The sequence below is a fragment of the Microbacterium hydrocarbonoxydans genome (assembly GCF_000956475.1).
GTDB lineage: Bacteria > Actinomycetota > Actinomycetes > Actinomycetales > Microbacteriaceae > Microbacterium > Microbacterium hydrocarbonoxydans_A.
Genome location: NZ_JYJB01000008.1, coordinates 297,910 through 314,688 on the forward strand (window position 1 = coordinate 297,910; position 16,779 = coordinate 314,688).

The 16,779-nt window shown below is 69.6% G+C and carries 21 protein-coding genes; 10 read left to right on the forward strand and 11 right to left on the reverse strand.

Translation table 11 applies throughout. The features are described 5' to 3' along the window. Positions 1–48: 48 nt before the first annotated feature. Positions 49–1,116 (reverse strand): histidinol-phosphate transaminase, encoded by a 1,068-nt coding sequence (locus RS84_RS08120; protein ID WP_045257267.1) that lies wholly within the window; start codon positions 1,114–1,116, stop codon positions 49–51. A gap of 75 nt (positions 1,117–1,191) precedes the next feature. Here RS84_RS08120 and RS84_RS08125 point away from each other — a divergent pair, with 75 nt between their 5' ends. Beyond that, positions 1,192–1,596 (forward strand): phage holin family protein, encoded by a 405-nt coding sequence (locus RS84_RS08125; protein ID WP_045257268.1) that lies wholly within the window; start codon positions 1,192–1,194, stop codon positions 1,594–1,596. A 27-nt stretch (positions 1,597–1,623) separates the two neighbouring features. Here RS84_RS08125 and RS84_RS18650 read toward each other — a convergent pair whose 3' ends face one another. Genes RS84_RS18650 through RS84_RS08140 form a run of 3 tightly spaced genes read right to left on the reverse strand, consistent with a single transcriptional unit; the run spans position 1,624 to position 3,693 of the window. After that, positions 1,624–2,142, reverse strand: a complete 519-nt coding sequence (locus RS84_RS18650) for a hypothetical protein (RefSeq protein ID WP_052676281.1) — start codon at positions 2,140–2,142, stop codon at positions 1,624–1,626. A 1-nt stretch (position 2,143) separates the two neighbouring features. Further along, positions 2,144–3,436, reverse strand: coding sequence for a hypothetical protein (locus RS84_RS08135; RefSeq protein ID WP_045257269.1), 1,293 nt, complete (start codon positions 3,434–3,436; stop codon positions 2,144–2,146). Next, entirely contained in the window at positions 3,433–3,693 is a 261-nt protein-coding gene (locus tag RS84_RS08140; protein WP_045257270.1) for a hypothetical protein, read from the reverse strand. The genes RS84_RS08135 and RS84_RS08140 overlap by 4 nt, the downstream gene beginning before the upstream one ends. 128 nt (positions 3,694–3,821) lie before the next feature. Here RS84_RS08140 and RS84_RS08145 point away from each other — a divergent pair, with 128 nt between their 5' ends. Next, positions 3,822–4,331: a low molecular weight protein-tyrosine-phosphatase gene (locus tag RS84_RS08145; protein ID WP_045257271.1), complete on the forward strand. Its 510-nt coding sequence runs from the start codon at positions 3,822–3,824 to the stop codon at positions 4,329–4,331. Positions 4,332–4,354: 23 nt separating this feature from the next. Beyond that, a complete protein-coding gene (gene purB / locus RS84_RS08150; protein ID WP_045257272.1) occupies positions 4,355–5,737 on the forward strand; it encodes an adenylosuccinate lyase in 1,383 nt (460 codons plus the stop codon). A gap of 128 nt (positions 5,738–5,865) precedes the next feature. On the opposite strand, the gene RS84_RS08155 is transcribed toward purB, so the two are convergent. Both RS84_RS08155 and RS84_RS08160 read right to left on the reverse strand, forming a co-directional pair. Next, positions 5,866–6,219, reverse strand: a complete 354-nt coding sequence (locus RS84_RS08155; RefSeq protein WP_045257273.1) for a hypothetical protein — start codon at positions 6,217–6,219, stop codon at positions 5,866–5,868. Then, the gene (locus RS84_RS08160) at positions 6,216–6,866 is read right to left on the reverse strand and encodes a hypothetical protein (RefSeq protein ID WP_045257274.1); all 651 of its coding nucleotides are present in this window, start codon (positions 6,864–6,866) and stop codon (positions 6,216–6,218) included. Before RS84_RS08160 ends, RS84_RS08155 begins: the two co-directional genes overlap by 4 nt. 337 nt (positions 6,867–7,203) lie before the next feature. Between RS84_RS08160 and RS84_RS08165 the strand changes: the two genes are divergently transcribed. Further along, complete coding sequence (locus RS84_RS08165) at positions 7,204–8,127, forward strand: hypothetical protein (RefSeq protein WP_045257275.1); 924 nt, start codon at positions 7,204–7,206, stop codon at positions 8,125–8,127. On the opposite strand, the gene RS84_RS08170 is transcribed toward RS84_RS08165, so the two are convergent. Next, complete coding sequence (locus RS84_RS08170; RefSeq protein WP_045257276.1) at positions 8,115–8,948, reverse strand: sulfurtransferase; 834 nt, start codon at positions 8,946–8,948, stop codon at positions 8,115–8,117. The two genes, RS84_RS08165 and RS84_RS08170, sit on opposite strands and share 13 nt — an antisense overlap. Before the next feature lie 65 nt (positions 8,949–9,013). Between RS84_RS08170 and RS84_RS08175 the strand changes: the two genes are divergently transcribed. From RS84_RS08175 to RS84_RS08185, 3 genes are read left to right on the forward strand one after another with little or no spacing between them, the layout of a single operon-like run. After that, positions 9,014–9,901 (forward strand): DMT family transporter, encoded by an 888-nt coding sequence (locus RS84_RS08175; RefSeq protein ID WP_045257277.1) that lies wholly within the window; start codon positions 9,014–9,016, stop codon positions 9,899–9,901. 29 nt (positions 9,902–9,930) lie between these two features. After that, positions 9,931–10,590 carry a GTP cyclohydrolase II gene (locus tag RS84_RS08180; RefSeq protein ID WP_045257278.1) on the forward strand — a complete coding sequence of 220 codons (660 nt, stop codon included), beginning with the start codon at positions 9,931–9,933 and terminating at the stop codon, positions 10,588–10,590. Beyond that, positions 10,590–11,048: a MarR family winged helix-turn-helix transcriptional regulator gene (locus RS84_RS08185; RefSeq protein WP_045257279.1), complete on the forward strand. Its 459-nt coding sequence runs from the start codon at positions 10,590–10,592 to the stop codon at positions 11,046–11,048. Before RS84_RS08180 ends, RS84_RS08185 begins: the two co-directional genes overlap by 1 nt. A gap of 77 nt (positions 11,049–11,125) precedes the next feature. Here RS84_RS08185 and RS84_RS08190 read toward each other — a convergent pair whose 3' ends face one another. Next, a complete protein-coding gene (locus tag RS84_RS08190) occupies positions 11,126–11,998 on the reverse strand; it encodes an aldo/keto reductase (protein WP_200892005.1) in 873 nt (290 codons plus the stop codon). Between the two features lie 166 nt (positions 11,999–12,164). On the opposite strand from RS84_RS08190, the gene RS84_RS08195 reads away from it, so the two are divergent. Together RS84_RS08195 and RS84_RS08200 are read left to right on the forward strand one after the other, a co-directional pair. Beyond that, positions 12,165–13,052, forward strand: a complete 888-nt coding sequence (locus RS84_RS08195) for a helix-turn-helix transcriptional regulator (protein WP_045257281.1) — start codon at positions 12,165–12,167, stop codon at positions 13,050–13,052. 175 nt (positions 13,053–13,227) lie between these two features. Beyond that, positions 13,228–13,575, forward strand: a complete 348-nt coding sequence (locus tag RS84_RS08200) for a helix-turn-helix domain-containing protein (protein ID WP_045257282.1) — start codon at positions 13,228–13,230, stop codon at positions 13,573–13,575. 135 nt (positions 13,576–13,710) lie between these two features. On the opposite strand, the gene RS84_RS08205 is transcribed toward RS84_RS08200, so the two are convergent. The 3 genes from RS84_RS08205 to RS84_RS08215 all read right to left on the reverse strand — a co-directional run bounded on the left by RS84_RS08205 (position 13,711) and on the right by RS84_RS08215 (position 16,199). Further along, positions 13,711–14,304, reverse strand: coding sequence for a ClpP family protease (locus tag RS84_RS08205; RefSeq protein WP_045257283.1), 594 nt, complete (start codon positions 14,302–14,304; stop codon positions 13,711–13,713). Further along, positions 14,301–14,915: a ClpP family protease gene (locus tag RS84_RS08210; RefSeq protein ID WP_045257284.1), complete on the reverse strand. Its 615-nt coding sequence runs from the start codon at positions 14,913–14,915 to the stop codon at positions 14,301–14,303. Before RS84_RS08210 ends, RS84_RS08205 begins: the two co-directional genes overlap by 4 nt. Positions 14,916–14,993: 78 nt before the next feature. Continuing rightward, positions 14,994–16,199, reverse strand: coding sequence for a trans-sulfuration enzyme family protein (locus RS84_RS08215; protein ID WP_045257285.1), 1,206 nt, complete (start codon positions 16,197–16,199; stop codon positions 14,994–14,996). 112 nt (positions 16,200–16,311) lie between these two features. On the opposite strand from RS84_RS08215, the gene RS84_RS08220 reads away from it, so the two are divergent. Then, complete coding sequence (locus RS84_RS08220; protein WP_045257286.1) at positions 16,312–16,779, forward strand: Lrp/AsnC family transcriptional regulator; 468 nt, start codon at positions 16,312–16,314, stop codon at positions 16,777–16,779.

The following is a 16,779-nucleotide window of genomic DNA, read 5'->3' on the forward strand; positions in this document are numbered from 1 at the left end:
GCATACCTAGGACGCCCTCGTATCTGCCGGGAACCCGGAGGAATGCGCTCAGCGAGCGGCCTGAGCGACCTCGAGCACGCGCCCGATCGACGCCTCTTCGCCGACGGAGATGCGGATGCCGTCGCCCGAGAACGGGCGCACGACGAGGTCGTTCTCGGCGAAGTGCGCTGCCACGGCATCCGTCTGCTCCCCCGTCGGGAGCCATACGAAGTTGCCCTGCGCGTCCGGCACGTCCCAGCCCTGCGCCCGCAGGCCGTCGATCAGGCGGGTGCGGCGCTCGGCGATCTGCGCGACCCGCCGCAGCAGCTCGGGCTCGGCGTCGAGGCTCGCGATCGCCGCGTTCTCGGCGGCGGACGTGACGGACAGCGGGATGCCGGTGCTGCGCGCCGCGTTCAGGACGGTCTCGTTGCCGATCGCATAGCCGACGCGGAGCCCTGCGAGCCCGTAGGCCTTCGAGAAGGTGCGCAGCACGACGACGTTCGGGTGCCGTTCGAACACTCGCTCGGCGAGGCCGTCTACCGCATCGGGGGCCGTGACGAACTCGGCGTACGCCTCGTCGAGGATGATCAGGACGTCGCCGGGCACCCGTGCCACGAAGTTCGCGAACTCGTCGCTCGTGATGATGGGCCCCGTGGGGTTGTTCGGCGTGCAGAGGATGATCGCGCGGGTGCGATCGGTGACGGCATTCGCCATGGCATCGAGGTCGTGGCGGAAGCCGGCCGTCAGCGGAACCTGGATGCCGGTCGCGCCTGCGACCAGCGGAAGGCTCGGGTAGGCCTCGAAGGAGCGCCACGCATAGACGACCTCGTCGCCCGCGGACGCTGTCGCGAGGATGAGCTGATGCAGGATCGACACGCTGCCCGCGGCGACGTGCACCTGGTTCGGGTCGACGCTGAAGCGGATGCCGAGGCGTTCACGCAGGCGCCCGGCCGTCGCGTCCGGGTAGCGGTTGATCGGGGTGGTGTGCTGCAGCGCCTCGAGAACCGACGGCAGCGGCTCGAACGGGTTCTCGTTGCTCGAGAGCTTGAACGCGTCGGGGCCGGCCTGCTTGCCCTGTCGATACGGCGCGAGGGCGGCGATGGCAGGACGGATGCGAGGCAGGATCGGGTCGGTCACGGTTCCGAGTCTAGAGATTCCCGCGTCGCCCCACCCGCTGACATCTCGCGCGGACCGTGTGACACTGAGAGGACTATGCGCTTCATCATCAGAGTCGTCGTGAACGCGTTCGCCCTGTGGGTCGTGACGCTGATCCCCGCGCTGCAGGTCACCGTGACCGCATTCGCACCAGGCGAGACACTGCAGCTCGTGCTCACGCTGCTCGCAGTCGCCGCGATCTTCGCGCTCGTCAACACCATCATCGGCACGTTGGTGAAGATCGTGGCGTTCCCGCTCTACATCATCACGTTCGGACTCATCGGGTTCGTGATCAACGGCTTCCTGCTGTGGCTCACCGCTTGGATCACGCAGTCCTTCGGCTGGGGCCTCACGGTCGGCGACTTCTGGTGGGGCGTGCTGGCCGCGCTCATCATCTCGGTCATCAACGGCATCTTCGGCTTCATCCTGCGCCCGCAGGCGAAGCGCTCGCGCCGCAGCTGACTGAGCGGCTCACGCCGGTCGATGCGTTCAGCGCAGAGCCGACACGAGCCCGGCGATCACCACGATCACGGCGATGCCCGCCCACGCGAACGCGAGGTACTGCATCGGGATGAAGAACAGCGTGTGCACGTTGTAGGCCTTCTTGGTCTGCTCGACCTCGTGCGCGAGCACGGCATCCGCCATCAGCCGCGCCTCGTCGAGGGACCTGGGCTGGGGCTGGCCGGGGCCGAGCGAGAACTGCCCCGTCGCGACGAGCTCGTCGAGCTGCGCACGACGCCCCTGTGCCCACGCGTCGATCTTGCGCTGCGGAGCGGTGCGGTTCATCGCGATACCGGTGAACCATGTCGCCGCAGCGGCACCCAGAAGACCGATCGCCGCGGTGAACGGCAGTGCGGCGTCTGGCACGAGAGCCGAGGCGAGGCCGAGGAACAGCATCATGGCGACCGCCGCGTAGATGAACGCCAGAATCCCCCACCCGCGCCAGATGATCATCGACAGTCCCCCGGTCGTGCTCGCTCTCGACGCGCTCGCGTCGCTGCCCAACACCCTACCCACTCCTCTCGGCCTGATACTCCGTCCGCTCGATCTCCACGGCCTCGTTCAGTCCCGACCAGAAGTCGTCGAGCGACTCGACGCGGGGGTCTCCCGACTGCTCGGCCATCTCGGCCGTCTCGATGTAGGAGTCGAGCATGTGCGTGTCGAGCAGCACGTCCTGCAGCCCCGGCAGCGGGTCACCCACCCTGGTGACCGTGAAGCTGTCGGGACTCCCGCTCGCACCGGGCGAACCGCCGCCCGCAAGGCTGCTCACCACGTCGTCAGTGTGCCGGAACTGCACGAGCGTCTGGTCGTCGTCCACCGTCGGCTCGACAGGGCTGCCGGCCGTGATCTGCACGTGCACGTCGAACTCGCTCTCCATCGACAGATGGGCCGCGATCATGCCCGACTGCGAGTGCGCCACGATGTCGACCTCATCGCCGGGCCGGGCGCCCGCCGCCTCGAGAGCGTCGAGCGTGGCCTGGTAGGAAGCCGACTTCTTGCCCGAGTACAGCTCGACGTTCGACTTCATGTCCCACGGCTGGGAGCCTCCGAAGCCGGCGAACTGCGTGCCCTTGATCTGTGTGCCCTTGACGTACGCGACGTACTTCGTCGTGCCGTCGGCCATCGTGTACTTCTCCACCGCCACCTGGGCGCCGGGGGTCTGCGGCATCCGCCGGAAGGCGTCGGGGATGCCGGCCGGCGCCGCCGTCGGAGAGGAGGTCTGCACCGGCTGCACCCGCACCGGGTCGGGCACGCCGGTGAGCCGCATGCCCGGCCAGACCTTGCCCAGACCGCCTTTGGCGCCGAAGAGACCGGCGGCCCCGAAGAGCACGCCGAGACCACCGGGGACGAACTGGCTGTCGAGCCCTTCGAAGCGGTCGTCCTTCCAGCCCTGCACGAGCATGGTCGACATCTCCGCCACCCGCGGATCTGCCTCGGCGAGCGCCTCCATGCGCAGATACAGGGCGTCTGCCGCTGCACGGTCGCTCAACGCGAGCGCGTCGGCCTCCGCCTTGAGCTCGGTGTACTCGTACACGTCGGCCATGAGCCGTGTGCCCACGACAGCCGACTCGCAGTCCGCCTGCAGCTGCTCGACCACGTCGCCGCTCGCCCACAGCGCCACCGTGTCGACCTTCTCGCTGAGCCCCGCGGTGTCGACGACGAGCTGATGCGCGAGTCGGATCGCCGCACATGCCTCGCCGAAGTCACCGCCCAGACCCGCCATCCGCGCGGCCACCGCGCGCAGCGCCTCGGGGTCGACCGAGATCGCCCCGCCGTAGCCGATGTCGATGCCGGCGCTCACGACAGGGCCCGATCGAGTTCCCAGGCGCGGCTGCTGAGCCTGCCGACCTCGGCGCCGGCGGCGCTCTGGAAGGCCACGAGCCGCTCGTGAAGGGCTCTCACGCCGTCGGCCTGCCATTCGGTGTCGACGGTGAGGCCGACGAGGGCGGCGCCCGCCGAGTTCAGCGCGGTGACCGCATCATCGACAGCGGAGGCCGCCTGCAGGCAGGCCCAGGCGTCGGCGGAGGTTCCGGTTTCTGCGATTGCGAAGGAGTGCATGGCGACAGCATCCGCTCGTCGAGCTCGGCGTCGCTCGCGAAAATCGGCCGATCATCGGCTTCTGTGGAAAGCCCGCCGCAGGTACGGACTGTGCAGGAACAGAGCCCGACCGGCAGAATAGGTGAGTGATGTCCCCGGATCCCTTCCGCGTGCTCTTCGTGTGCACGGGGAACATCTGCCGATCGCCCATGGCGGAGGTGGTGTTCCGCGATCTCGCCGAGCGCCAGGGACTCGGCGCGCGCATCGTGTCGCGCAGCGCCGGCACCGGCGACTGGCACCTCGGCGAGCGCGCAGATGAGCGCACGATCGAGTCGCTCGCCCGCCGGGGATACGACGGCTCGCAGCACCGCGCGAAGCAGTTCACCGCGGCATCCTTCTCCGACAACGACCTGATCGTGGCCCTCGACCGCACGCACGAGCGCATCCTGCGCGAGTGGGCGCACGACGAGGACGAGGAGGGCAAGGTCACTCTGCTCCTCGCCTTCGACCCCGATGCCTCCACGCAGGACGTGCCCGATCCCTACTACGCCGGCACTGAGATGTTCGATTCCGTGCTCGGTATGATTGAGTCGGCGACCCGCGGTCTGTTCCGTCAGCTCGAACCGGCCCTCCGCGCCCCTCGCACGCCCCGCGCCTAGGGGCCCGATCAGGAGGAACTCCCCTGACTTTCCAGCCCTCGCTTCCGCCGCAGCCCCTGAGCCCGCTCGACGGCCGCTACCGCTCCGCCGTCACCGGCCTCGCAGACTTCCTCTCGGAGGCGGGCCTGAACCGCGCTCGTGTCGAGGTCGAGGTCGAGTGGCTCATCGCTCTCACCGACCGCTCGCTGTTCGAGACCTCGCCGCTGTCGGATGCCGACAAGGAGCGCCTGCGCGCCCTGTACCGCAACTTCGGCCAGGCCGAGATCGACTGGCTCGCCGAGAAGGAAGCGGTCACGCAGCACGACGTCAAGGCGATCGAGTACCTGGTGCGCGACCGCCTGTCGATGCTCGGACTCGACCGCATCGCCGAGCTCACGCACTTCGCGTGCACCAGCGAGGACATCAACTCGGCCTCGTACGCGCTCACCGTGAAGCGCGCGGTCGAGGAGGTCTGGCTGCCAGGCCTCGACGCCGTGATCGCCAAGCTGCGCGAGCTGTCGGTCGAGCACGCGGATGCTGCGATGCTCTCCCGTACGCACGGCCAGCCCGCGACCCCCTCCACCATGGGCAAGGAGCTCGCGGTGTTCGCGTGGCGCCTCGAGCGCGTGCGCGGTCAGATCGCCGCGTCCGACTACCTGGCGAAGTTCTCCGGCGCCACCGGCACCTGGTCGGCACACCTCGCCGCCGATCCGGATGTGAACTGGCCCGAGGTCGCGCGCGAGTACATCGAGGGACTCGGTCTCGGCTTCAACCTCCTGACCACTCAGATCGAGTCGCACGACTGGCAGGTCGAGCTCTACGACCGCGTGCGTCACGCCGGCGGCATCCTGCACAACCTCGCCACCGACATCTGGACCTACATCTCGCTCGGCTACTTCGCGCAGATCCCCGTCGCGGGCGCGACGGGCTCGTCGACCATGCCGCACAAGATCAACCCGATCCGCTTCGAGAACGCCGAGGCGAACCTCGAGATCGCCGGCGCCCTGCTGAACTCGCTGTCGCAGACCCTGGTGACCTCGCGGATGCAGCGCGATCTCACCGACTCGACCACGCAGCGCAACATCGGCGTCGCGTTCGGGCACTCGCTGCTCGCGCTCGACAACCTGCGCCGCGGCCTGAACGCGATCTCGCTGTCGCGCGACGTGCTGCTCGCCGACCTCGACGTGAACTGGGAGGTGCTCGCCGAGGCGATCCAGACCGTCATCCGCGCCGAGGTCGTCGCCGGCCGGTCCACGATCAGCGACCCCTATGCGCTGCTCAAGGAACTCACCCGAGGGCACCGCGTCGGCGCCGCCGACCTCGCCGAGTTCGTCAGAGGCCTGGAGATCGGGGATGCTGCGAAGCAGCGCCTGCTCGCGCTGACCCCCGCGACCTACGTCGGCATCGCGGAGCAGCTCGCGAAGTAGCCCCGCCGCGTCGACTTCACGTACTCTCGCCGAGTGCACGGCCCGCTGACGTCAACGTGCCGTGCACTCGGCGACTTCATGTGAACTCGCCGCCACCCGGGCGCGTCAGCGCTAGGTGCGGCCCTCCCCTACTTCGAGGAGGTGCCCTCCGAGGCGCCCGCAGCCGTGTCGTCGCCGGGCTCCGCGTCGTACAGCACGGGGCGGTCGATCGTCTTGGTGACCTTGGTCGGATCGACCGCGAGGATCAGCATCGACAGCAGCAGCAGCGTCACGATGAAGGCACCGCCGCCCACCACCAGGCCGAGCGCGAGAGGCGTCAGCCCCTGGTAGGTGCCGGCGATGATCGCGTTGTTGACCCGCGCCGTGAACGCCCCCGTGGTGACCAGGGTCACGACGGCGGCGAACACACCGCAGCCGAGGGCGATGCCCAGCAGGTGCAGGGGCCGCAGGATGTCCCGGCGGGTCGGCTTCTCGTCGCTCATCGCTCTCCTCCGGGCGCGATGCGGCTCGCGCTCCGTTCGTTCTCGGTTGCCGCGGCGACGGCATCCGCTCGCTGCGGGGTGAGGCCGGCGATGCCGAGGAACACGGCGACGATCGCGGCGTACCCGCCGAACATGCCCACTCCGAGGATGATGCCGGTCAGCATGAACTCTCCGGCGTCGGCGATCGCGTAGGGTTGCGCGAGCCCCGCGGGGATCGCGAGAAGCACGACGCCGAGCAGGATGCCGAAGGCGCCCACCGTGATCGCATCGCGGGCGGCCTGTTCGCCGGCGCGCCGCGCACGGAGTCCGGCGACCAGCTCGATCGCACCCGAGACCAGGCCCCAGGAGATGACGACGGCGAAGAACACGTCGTTCGTGCGCCACGCGGGGATGCCGCCTGCCATGCCCGCGAGGAGGCCGGCGATCGCCAGCAGCACGTGCGGCCAGCGTCCGCCCGCGCGCAGCACGAGCCATGCCGAGAGCGCGAACACCAGGGCCGTCGCGATCGCGAAGCCGCTGAAGACAGACAGGCCGACCGCGGCCGAGTGGTCGGGAGAGAACGTGATCATGACTGCGGCGGCGGCGGCGAACAGCGCGCGCACGAGTTGAACGTTGCGCACGGTGAACGTGCGGGCAGGGGCAGACATGACGGTTCTCGGTCCTCCGAAGTGGTGTTCCCAGTCTACGCGCGGGCAGAGGGGTCTACGCGCGGGCAGAGGGGTCTACGCGCGGGCAGCGGGCGGCACCGCCGGAGACGTTCGTGGGGCCCGGGCGGATCTCCCCAGATCGTCCACCGGACCCCACGAGAAACGCAGCGAGGGGGGCATCACTGCGTGAGGCTGGTCGTACGCAAGGTCGGGCACCCTGCTTGCGCCGAGACAGCCGTGCGACTCCACAGCACGCGTCAAGGTCCCCAGAGTCGCGTGTGTGCGGTCGTATGCTCACTCTAGAGTGCAGTTCTTCACATACCGGAGGGGGACTGTGATGAATGCAGCGGGCGGGTCGCGCAGGTCGCCGGCGGATGCTCTCGCGAGCACGCTGCGCGACGGCATCAACGCGCGCGGTGTCACCCTCGCCTGGCTGCACGATCAGCTGCGCCTGCGCGGCAACGCCGTCTCGATGGCGACCCTGAGCTACTGGCGGTCGGGGACGCGCCGGCCCGAAGGGGCGCAGTCCATCGCGGCGCTGAGCGACATCGAGGAGCTGCTCGAGCTGGCCGCCGGCGCTCTCACCGGCAGCCTCGGCGACACCAAGCGCACCGGCCCCGTCGGGAGATCGCGGTTCCCGATCGACGAGCGCGACCTCGAGCAGATGGTGAAAGACGCCTTCGCGGCGCTCGGCACGCCCTATCCCGACAGCACCCGCGAGGTCACGACCCACTCGGTCACCGACGTCAATGCCCAGGGCAACGTGTCGTACTGCCTCACGCGCAGCATCGTGCAGTCGACCACCGGCACGGTCGCCGCGATTCCGTTCCTCGAGTTGAGCCCAGGGGTGAGAACCCCGGCGCCCGTGCTCTCGGCCGTCTCGGGCGGGCGCATCTCTGCAAGGTACTCGCACCCCAGCGGCGAGGTGCACGGTGCGCTGTTCGAGCTGGAGTCGCCGCTGACGGCTCCGGAGACAGCGGTCATCGAGTGGTCGATCGGCTTCCCCGCCGGGTACCCGCCGACCCAGGAGACCGGACATGCGGTCGCCAGGCAGTGCCGCGAGCTCATGGTGTGGACCCGATTCCACCCCGACGCGCTTCCCGACTGGATCGAGGAGAAGATCGAGACGCCGACCGGCATCCGTCTCGCCCCGCTGTCCCTCGCGGGCCGCACCTCGATCCATCAGGTGCGCAGGGCCTTCGGCCCCGGCGCCATCGAGCTGCTCTGGGGATTCGGCGACCGCGAGGATCAGCCGGGCTGATCGCCCGTCGCGACCGGTCGTCCGGGGGTGTTGGACCATTGGCTCCACGAACCGGGATACACCTTCAGCGCGATCCCGACCTCGTCGGCGACGAGCGCGGTGTGCGCCGCGGTCACGCCCGAGCCGCAGTATGCGGCGACCGGGATGCCGGGGGCCACACCGACCGACGCGAAGGTCTGCCGGAGGGTGTCGGCGTCGAGGATCTTGCCGTCGGCGTCGAGATGAGCGGCCATCGGCACATTGAGGGCGCTGGGGATGTGCCCGGCGACCGGGTCGTAGGGTTCGGTCTCGCCTCGGTACCGCTCGGCGGCGCGGACGTCGAGCAGGATGCCGGATTCGGGGAAGGCGGCCGCCTCGTCGATCGAGATCGCATCCTCGCCGATCTGCTCGAGCACCACATCGCCTTCCTCGACGACGACATCATCGGTGGCGAGCTCGAAGCCGGCGGCCTTCCACGCACGGATGCCGCCGTCGAGCACCCGCACATCGACGCCCGCCTGGCGCAGCAGCCACCAGGCACGTGCGGCGCCGAGGCCCTTCGAATCGTCGTAGGCGATCACCGTGTTGCCCTGCGTCACGCCCCAGCGGCGCGCGGCCGCTTGCAGCTTCTCGACGGAGGGAAGCGGATGCCGCCCCTCGGCCGCGTCGCCGTGGGTGGCGAGCTCTGTGTGCAAGGGGACGAAGACGGCGCCGGGGACGTGGCCGGACAGATACTCGCCGTGCCCATCCGGACGATCGAGGCTCCAGCGCACGTCGATCACTCGCACGGACGGGTCGGAGAGGAGGTCGTGCAGCTCGGCCGCGGAGACGAAGTTGCTCATGCTCCCGAGAGTACCGGGCGCTCGAGACCGATATCCTCGACGTGGCAGATCGAGAAAGGCACCGAATGCCCGCTCGTCTGCGATTTCTGCGCTTCCGCCCGCAAGAGGCGGCCCTCGTCGCCATCACGGCGGTCTGGGGCAGCACGTTCCTGCTCGTGCACTGGGCGATGGAGCACTCCGGCCCCTGGTTCTTCATCGGCATCCGCTTCCTGGTGGCCGGCGTCATCAGCGCGATCATCTTCCGGCGCGCGCTGCGCGGCATCCGCTGGACCGACATCGGCGCGGGCGCCGCGATCGGGGTGATGATCCACCTCGGCTACGGCCTGCAGACCGTGGGACTGCAGACCATCGACTCGAGCACCTCGGGCTTCATCACGGCGATGTACGTGCCGCTCGTGCCGTTCGCGCAGTGGGCGGTGTTCCGCACGCGTCCGCCCGCCATGGCGTTCGTCGGCGCCGGTCTCGCGTTCGCCGGGCTTCTGCTGATCGCAGGACCCGAGTCGATCCTGACCCTGAGCCTCGGCGCGGGCGAGATCGCCACGATGATCGCGACGCTGCCGATCGCCGCAGAGATCATCCTCATCAGCGTGTTCGCGACGAGGGACGTCGACCTCGGCCGCATCACGATCGTGCAGCTGTTCACCGCCGGCGTGCTCGGCATCCTCACGATGCCGCTCGTGGGGGAGACCGTGCCCGCGTTCAGCTGGGTGTGGGCGGGAGCCGCCGTCGGGCTGGGGGTCGCGAGCTGCGTCATCCAGCTGACGATGAACTGGGCGCAGAAGTCGGTGTCCCCGACGCGGGCGACGATCATCTACTCCGCCGAGCCGGTCTGGGCAGGCGTCGTCGGACGCATCGCGGGCGAGCGTCTGCCGCTGACGGCGCTGATCGGCGGCGCCCTCGTGGTGCTCGGCATCCTCGCGAGCGAGCTGCGCATCGTGCGCCGACGGGAATAGATCCTCACGACCACGCGGTTGCACCCGACATGATTGAAACTTCAACCGTCGTTCCGGTCGTCACCGAGCGGACTCGCGTGCGAGTGCCGATGCGCTTCGCCGACGGGTTCGCCACCACGGCCGACGTGATCACGTTCGACGGTCTCGTCGACGGACGCGAGCACCTGCTGCTCGGCCTCGGCGACTGGCGCGCCGCTCTCGAGCGCGCAGCCGACGGAGGCGAGGCTCCGCTCGTGCGCCCGCACAGCGAATGCCTGACCGGAGACGTGTTCGGCTCCGAGCGCTGCGACTGCGGCCCGCAGCTGCGCGAGGCGGTCGAGCGCATCGCCGCGGAGGGCGGATTCCTGCTCTACCTGCGCCAGGAGGGTCGCGGCATCGGCCTGTACGCCAAGCTCGACGCATACGCCCTGCAGGACGCCGGCCTCGACACCTACGAGGCGAACGTCGCCCTCGGCCACGGCGAGGACGAGCGCGACTACACCGCAGCAGCGCAGATGCTGCGGGCGTTCGGCGTCGACAGCATCCGCCTGCTCAGCAACAACCCCGACAAGGCGCTTCAGCTCGAGGTCCTCGGCATCCACGTGGCTGAGAGCGTTCGCACCGGGGTGCACCTGTCCGAGGCGAACACCCGCTATCTGCAGGCCAAGCGCGACCACACCTCGCACACGCTCGACCTCTCCGCGGCGTGATGAGCGACCGGCGGCTCGACGACGCCGAGATGGCGACCTGGCTGCCGACGATCCGGTTCGTGCAGCTGCTGCCGCAGGTGCTCGATCGCGCCCTGAAGGCCGAGACCGGTTTGAACCACGCGCACTACGCGATCCTCATCACGCTCGCGAACGATTCGGAGAGGGCGATCCCGATGACGGAGCTCGCCCGCATCGCGGGCCTGAGCAGGTCGCGGCTCAGCCACGCGATCGACTCGCTCGAGGAGCGCGGCTGGGTCATCCGCACCTCGTGCAGCAGCGACAAGCGCACCCTCACGGCCGCGCTGACGGATGCCGGACGAGAGCTGCTCCGCTCGGCGGCGCCCGTGCACGTGGCGCAGATCCGCGAGCTGGTGCTCGACCCGCTCAGCGCCGAGGAGCGCGACCAGCTCGGCGGCATCCTGTCGAAGCTGCTGCCAGGGGTGACGGCCGCGCTGTAGGTCTCACCTCGCCGCAGGGCGCCCTCGCCGGCCGCTGCTCGTGCTCGTGCTCGTGCTCGTGGTCGTGGTGAGCATCATCAGGCCTCGGGGATGGGCCGGCCGAAGGTCTCGAGCGTGATGGCCTCCGGCTCGGGTCCGCGGCGGACGCCGGTGTCCAGCGCGTCGATAGACGCGAGCTCGGCGTCGGACAGTGCGAAGTCGAAGACGTCGAAGTTCTCGGCGATGCGCGCAGGGCGCACCGACTTCGGCAGCGCCGAACGCCCCTGCTGCAGGTGCCAGCGGAGCATGACCTGTGCGGGGGACTTGCCGTGGACTGCGCCGATCGCTGCGAGGGTCTCGTCGTCGAACGCGGATGCTCCGCCTTCCCGGTAGGAGGTGATGCCCCCGATCGGCGACCACGCCTGCGTCACGATGCCCGCCGCAGCATCCGCCCGCTGCACCTCGCGCTGCGAGAAGTACGGGTGCACCTCGATCTGATTGATCGCGGGCACGATGCTCGTCTCGGCGGCGAGCTGGGCAAGATGGTCGGCCATGAAGTTGCTGACGCCGATCGCGCGCACGCGCCCGTCGGCCAGAAGGGTCTCCAGCGCCTTGTACGCGCCGAGGGTGAGGTCGAACCGGCTCGGCAGCGCCTGGTGCAGGATGAGCAGGTCGAGCCGGTCGACGCCGAGCTTGCCTGTCGACTTCTCGAAGGCGTGCAGGGTCTCGTCGTAGCCGAAGTCGCTGATCCACACCTTGGTCTCGATGAAGATCTCCTCACGCGGGATGCCGGTCCGGCGGATCGCCTCCCCGACCTCGCGCTCGTTGCCGTAGGCGGCGGCCGTATCGATCAGCCGATATCCGGTCTCGAGCGCCGCGCCGACCGCGGCGACGGTCTCCTCGGGCGCGGCCTGGAAGACGCCGAACCCGAGAGCCGGCATCGTGACTGCGTTGTTGAGGGTGATGTTCATGGTCATGTCCTCAGTCTGCGCGGCCGTCCGCCTGCGAGGGAGTGACTGGCATCACCCCCTTCGGATCGCTGAGTTCCGGCACGGCGGATGCCGGTGCGGGGCAGCCGACCTTCCGGGTACTGCCAGTACCTGTCTGAAGACGCGCCCAGGGCGTAGCGTCGGAGGCATGGACACCCGCAGCGAGGTGCGCGAATTCCTCTCCACCCGGCGCGCACGGCTCACGCCCGATCAGGCAGGCCTGCCGGCCTTCGGCGGCAACCGCCGTGTCCCCGGCCTGCGCCGCGAGGAGGTGTCGCTGCTCGCCGGCGTGAGCGTCGACTACTACACCCGGCTCGAGCGCGGCGACCTGTCCGGAGTCTCCGACACCGTGCTCGAAGCGCTCGCGCGGGCGCTGCAGCTCGACGAGGCCGAGACCGCCCACCTCTTCGATCTCTCCCGCCTCGCCAACGTCTCGCCGGTGGCGCGCCGACCCCGTAAGAAGACCGGCGAGCTGCGGCCCAGCATCCTCCGCCTGCTCGACGCCATGACCGAGGCGCCCGCGATCATCCGAGACAATCACTTCGACTATCGAGCGGGCAACGCACTCGGGCGCGCGCTGTACGCCCCTATCTGGGCCGAGGCGCAGCCGAACAGCGCGCGCTTCGCCTTCCTCAACCCCGCCGCACGCGACTTCTACCCGGAGTGGGAGCGCAACACCGAGGAGCTCGTCGCAGCCATGCGCGGTGAGGCCGGACGCAATCCGTTCGACAAGAGGCTCACCGACCTCGTCGGAGAGCTGTCGACGCGCAGTGAGCGGTTCCGCACGCTCTGGGCCACGCACGACGTGCGCTTCCACCGCACCGGAGTGAAGCGGATCGACCACCCGGTCGTGGGCGAGATCGAACTGACCTACGAGGCCTTCGAGCTGCCTGCCGACCCGGGTCTGCAGCTGTCGACGTACACGGCCGAGCCCGGCAGTCCCTCTGCGGAGAAGCTCGGACTGCTCGCGAGCTGGGCGGCGACGAGTGCCCCGGCATCCGCGCCTGCCGACACCGCCGCGATCGCGGAGGCCTGACTCTTCTGTTCACAGCTCCTCAAGAACCCGAGGTGCCGCGCCGCGACGCCCGAGAGATCCCGCGGGGCCGCCGTCGACGATCCTGCGTTCTTGAGGAGCTGTGAACGACGAGATCTTCATTCTGCTCTGAGCAGAACCGCTCGAACCTCCGCGAGCCTCCGGATTATCGTGAGGCATGGCCGACATCGTCCCCTTCCCGCGCACCCCGCGACGCCCCGCCGACCCCGAGCCGCTGTGGCGTCACCTGCTCGGCGACCAGCTGCGCCGACGGCGGCATGACCGCGAGGAGACCCTCACCGAGACCGCCGAGAAGGCCGGCGTCTCCCCGCAGTACCTCTCAGAGGTCGAGCGCGGGCTCAAGGAGCCCTCGAGCGAGATGATCGCGGCGATCGCGGGCGCCCTCGACACCTCGCTGATCGAGCTGACGAGCGCCGTCGCCGACGAGCTGCGGTCGGCACCGGCATCCGCCTCCGCCTCCGCCTCCGCCTCGGCGTCGCGCGGCGCCTTCGCCCTCGCCGCCTGAGTCCGCCCGGTCGGCCGGCGCTCGACCGGGCCTCGGCAGGGCCGTTCATAACTCAGGAACATCGTCAGGGAACCGCCCGTAAACCGGCCGTTCTGCAGGCCTGCGGGCGATTCTTCCTGAGTTATGAACCATGGTTCAGGCGCTCCGCTCGCCCAGCACGGTGTCGATCAGCCCGTAGTCGAGGGCGGCGGATGCCGTGAACACGCGATCCCGGTCGGTGTCCGCGCGGAGCTCGGCGACAGAGCGGCCGGAATGCCGGGCGAGCACGGACTCCATGTCGGCGCGCACACGCACCACCTCATCGGCCGCGAGGATCAGATCGGGGATCGCCCCGCGCGACTGACTGGCCGGCTGATGCAGCACGATGCGGGCGTGCGTGAGCGCCGACCGCTGCCCCGGAGCACCGGCCGCGACGAGCAGAGCCGCCGGCCCGATCGCCTGCCCGACGCAGGTCGTCGCGATCGCCGGACGGATGTGTTGCATGGTGTCGTAGATCGCGAGCGCGGCACCCGGATCCCCTCCCTCGCTGTTGATGTAGAACTGCACGGGACTCTCGGGACTGTCGGCGTCGAGGTGCAGCAGCTGGGCGATCAGGGCGTTCGCGACGCCGGCGTCGATGCCGGTGCCGAGGTACGCGACCCGCTCGGCGAGCAGGTGCGAATACACATCCATCACCCGCTCCCCGCGCGGATGCTGTGCGATCACGTTCGGGATCGTGTAGCTGCTCATGCGCCGGCCCCCAGTCCGACCCGTGCCCGGCGGCGAGGCATGACCTCGGCGAACGACGAGACGATCTCGTCGATGAATCCGTAGTCCCTCGCCTGCTCGGCCGTGTACCAGCGGTCGTGCAGGGAATCCTCGAAGATGCGCTCGCGCGGCTGCCCCGTGTCGTCGGAGATGAGGCCGAGCACGGTGTCGCGCATGAGGCGGAGGTCGTCGGCCTGCGTCTCGATCTCGACCGCCGATCCGCCGATGCCTGCCGACCCCTGATGCATGAGGATCCGCGCATGCGGCAGCGCACGGCGCTTGCCCGCGGTCCCCGCGGAGAGCAGGAACTGCCCGGCGCTGCAGGCGAGGCCGAGCGCGAGGGTGGAGACGTCGTTCGGCACCAGCTTCATGAGGTCGCGGATCGCGAGCATCGAGGGAACGGAGCCCCCGGGAGAGTGGATCCACAGGGCGATGTCACAGGCCGGGTCCTCGGCCGACAGGGTGAGCAGCTGCGTCATGAGCAGCGTGCCGTTGTCGTCGTCGAGGGCGCCGTCGAGCACGAGGATGCGCTCGTGGAACAGCGCCCTGCGGGCCTCGGGTCCGAACTGCGGGATGGGGTTCTCTTCGCTCATGACCCCAGCATCAGCCGTACTCGGAACCCGCGCACCGGAATCCGCTGTGGGCGGCTCTGCCCTGGGCAGACGGCCCCGTCAGCGCGCCTCGCGCAGCTCCCGCTCGAGTGCGGGTGCCGCCGCGAACGCGCGGGCGAGATCGGCGATCAGGTCGTCGGCGTTCTCGAGTCCGATCGACAGCCGCAGCACGTCGGCGGCAGGGCGAGCCTCCGGCGGAACCGGGCGGTGGGTCAGGGCGGCCGGATGCTGGATGAGCGAGTCGACACCGCCCAGCGACACCGCATGCGTGAACAGCTCGGTCGCGGAGGTGACGGCGGATGCCGCGGCGTAGCCGCCCCGCATCCGCATCGCGATCATCGCTCCGGTTCCACGCATCTGCCGCTCGAGGATGCCGCGCGGGTCTCCATCGAGCCCGGGATAGAAGACCTCGGCGACCTCGGGGCGGTCGATCAGCCACTGCACGATCCGGCGCGCGCTCTCCTGCTGTGCGCGCATGCGCACCGGGAGCGTCGTGAGTCCTCGGTGCAGCAGGTAGGCGCCGAGCGGATGCAGCAGCCCGCCGGTCACCGCGCGCACGCGCCGCAGCGCCTCGGCGGTCTGCTCGCTGCAGGCGACGACGCCGGCGATCACGTCGCCGTGGCCGCCCAGGTACTTCGTCGCGCTGTGCAGAGACATGGCGGCCCCGAGGTCGATCGGGTTCTGCAGCACCGGCGTCGCGAAGGTGTTGTCGACGACCACGGGCACGCCGCCGGCCTGCGCGACGACGGCCGCGATGTCGGCGATGTCGAGGGTGGGGTTCGCGGGGGTCTCGACCACGACGAGTCCGGTGTCGGAACGGATGCTCGACGCGACCTGTTCCGGATGACAGTACGTGGTCTCGATGCCGAGCAGGCCGGAGCCGAGCAGATGGTCGGTGCCGCCGTAGAGCGGTCGCACCGCGACGACGTGGTGCTTTCCGGTCGCCGGCCCGTGCGCGAGGATGACGGCGGTCATCGCGGCCATGCCCGAGGCGAAGGCGACCGACGCCTCCGCGTGCTCGAGTTCGGCGAGCGCCTCTTCGAAGCGTGCGACGGTGGGGTTCCACAGTCGCGCGTAGACCATGCTGCCGTCGGCGGGCGGACGCCCACCGGTCGCCATCGCCTCGTAGGAGTCTCCGCCCCGCTCGATGTCAGGCAGCGGGTTCGTCGTCGAGAGGTCGATCGGCAGCGCATGAACGCCGAGGCTCTCGAGGTCGGAGCGTCCGGCATGAACGGCGAGGGTGTCGGGATGCAGCACTGCAGTCATGCTTCTACGTTGCCGGAATCTCAACGAACGCGCAGATATTCGACAGCATCCGCTGTCCAGAGAGCAAAAGTGGCTATTCTGAGTCGAATCCGGCATCGGAGGAGGGACCACGTTGGCCAAAGCGCAACTCGACGAGATCGATCTCGAGATCCTCGCTGCCCTCACCCGCGATGCCGAGATCACGAACAAGGCCCTCGCGCATCGGCTCGGCCTCGCCGAGTCCACCTGCGCGCACCGGGTGCGTGCTCTGCGAGAGCGCGGTGTCATCCGCGACACCCGCATCCGCGTCGACGAGGCCGCTCTCGGATTCCCGCTGCAGGCGATCATCAAGGTGCGCCTCGCGAACCACACGGGACCCAAGGTGACCGCGCTGTTCGACGCACTGGTCGGCATCCCCCGTGTGCTGCAGGTGTTCCATGTCGCCGGCGTCGACGACTTCCTCGTGCATGTGGCCGTGCAGGATGCGACGGCGCTGCGCGACATCGTGCTCGAGCACATCACGGTGCATCCGGTCGTGCGCGGCACCGAGACGCAGCTCGTGTTCGAGCTCCGAGACGGCCGAGGTCTGCTCGCCCGCTGA

Coding starts and splice junctions, on each gene's coding strand:
- RS84_RS08160 (WP_045257274.1), bottom strand. CDS start 6,866: ATGTCTGCCCCTGCCCGCACGTTCACCGTGCGCAACGTTCAACTCGTG.
- RS84_RS08175 (WP_045257277.1), top strand. CDS start 9,014: ATGCCCGCTCGTCTGCGATTTCTGCGCTTCCGCCCGCAAGAGGCGGCC.
- RS84_RS08205 (WP_045257283.1), bottom strand. CDS start 14,304: ATGAGCAGCTACACGATCCCGAACGTGATCGCACAGCATCCGCGCGGG.
- RS84_RS08140 (WP_045257270.1), bottom strand. CDS start 3,693: ATGCACTCCTTCGCAATCGCAGAAACCGGAACCTCCGCCGACGCCTGG.
- RS84_RS08125 (WP_045257268.1), top strand. CDS start 1,192: ATGCGCTTCATCATCAGAGTCGTCGTGAACGCGTTCGCCCTGTGGGTC.
- RS84_RS08145 (WP_045257271.1), top strand. CDS start 3,822: ATGTCCCCGGATCCCTTCCGCGTGCTCTTCGTGTGCACGGGGAACATC.
- RS84_RS08215 (WP_045257285.1), bottom strand. CDS start 16,199: ATGACTGCAGTGCTGCATCCCGACACCCTCGCCGTTCATGCCGGACGC.
- RS84_RS08195 (WP_045257281.1), top strand. CDS start 12,165: ATGGACACCCGCAGCGAGGTGCGCGAATTCCTCTCCACCCGGCGCGCA.
- RS84_RS08210 (WP_045257284.1), bottom strand. CDS start 14,915: ATGAGCGAAGAGAACCCCATCCCGCAGTTCGGACCCGAGGCCCGCAGG.
- RS84_RS08200 (WP_045257282.1), top strand. CDS start 13,228: ATGGCCGACATCGTCCCCTTCCCGCGCACCCCGCGACGCCCCGCCGAC.
- RS84_RS08180 (WP_045257278.1), top strand. CDS start 9,931: ATGATTGAAACTTCAACCGTCGTTCCGGTCGTCACCGAGCGGACTCGC.
- RS84_RS08165 (WP_045257275.1), top strand. CDS start 7,204: ATGAATGCAGCGGGCGGGTCGCGCAGGTCGCCGGCGGATGCTCTCGCG.
- RS84_RS08190 (WP_200892005.1), bottom strand. CDS start 11,998: ATGAACATCACCCTCAACAACGCAGTCACGATGCCGGCTCTCGGGTTC.
- RS84_RS08155 (WP_045257273.1), bottom strand. CDS start 6,219: ATGAGCGACGAGAAGCCGACCCGCCGGGACATCCTGCGGCCCCTGCAC.
- RS84_RS08170 (WP_045257276.1), bottom strand. CDS start 8,948: ATGAGCAACTTCGTCTCCGCGGCCGAGCTGCACGACCTCCTCTCCGAC.
- RS84_RS08185 (WP_045257279.1), top strand. CDS start 10,590: ATGAGCGACCGGCGGCTCGACGACGCCGAGATGGCGACCTGGCTGCCG.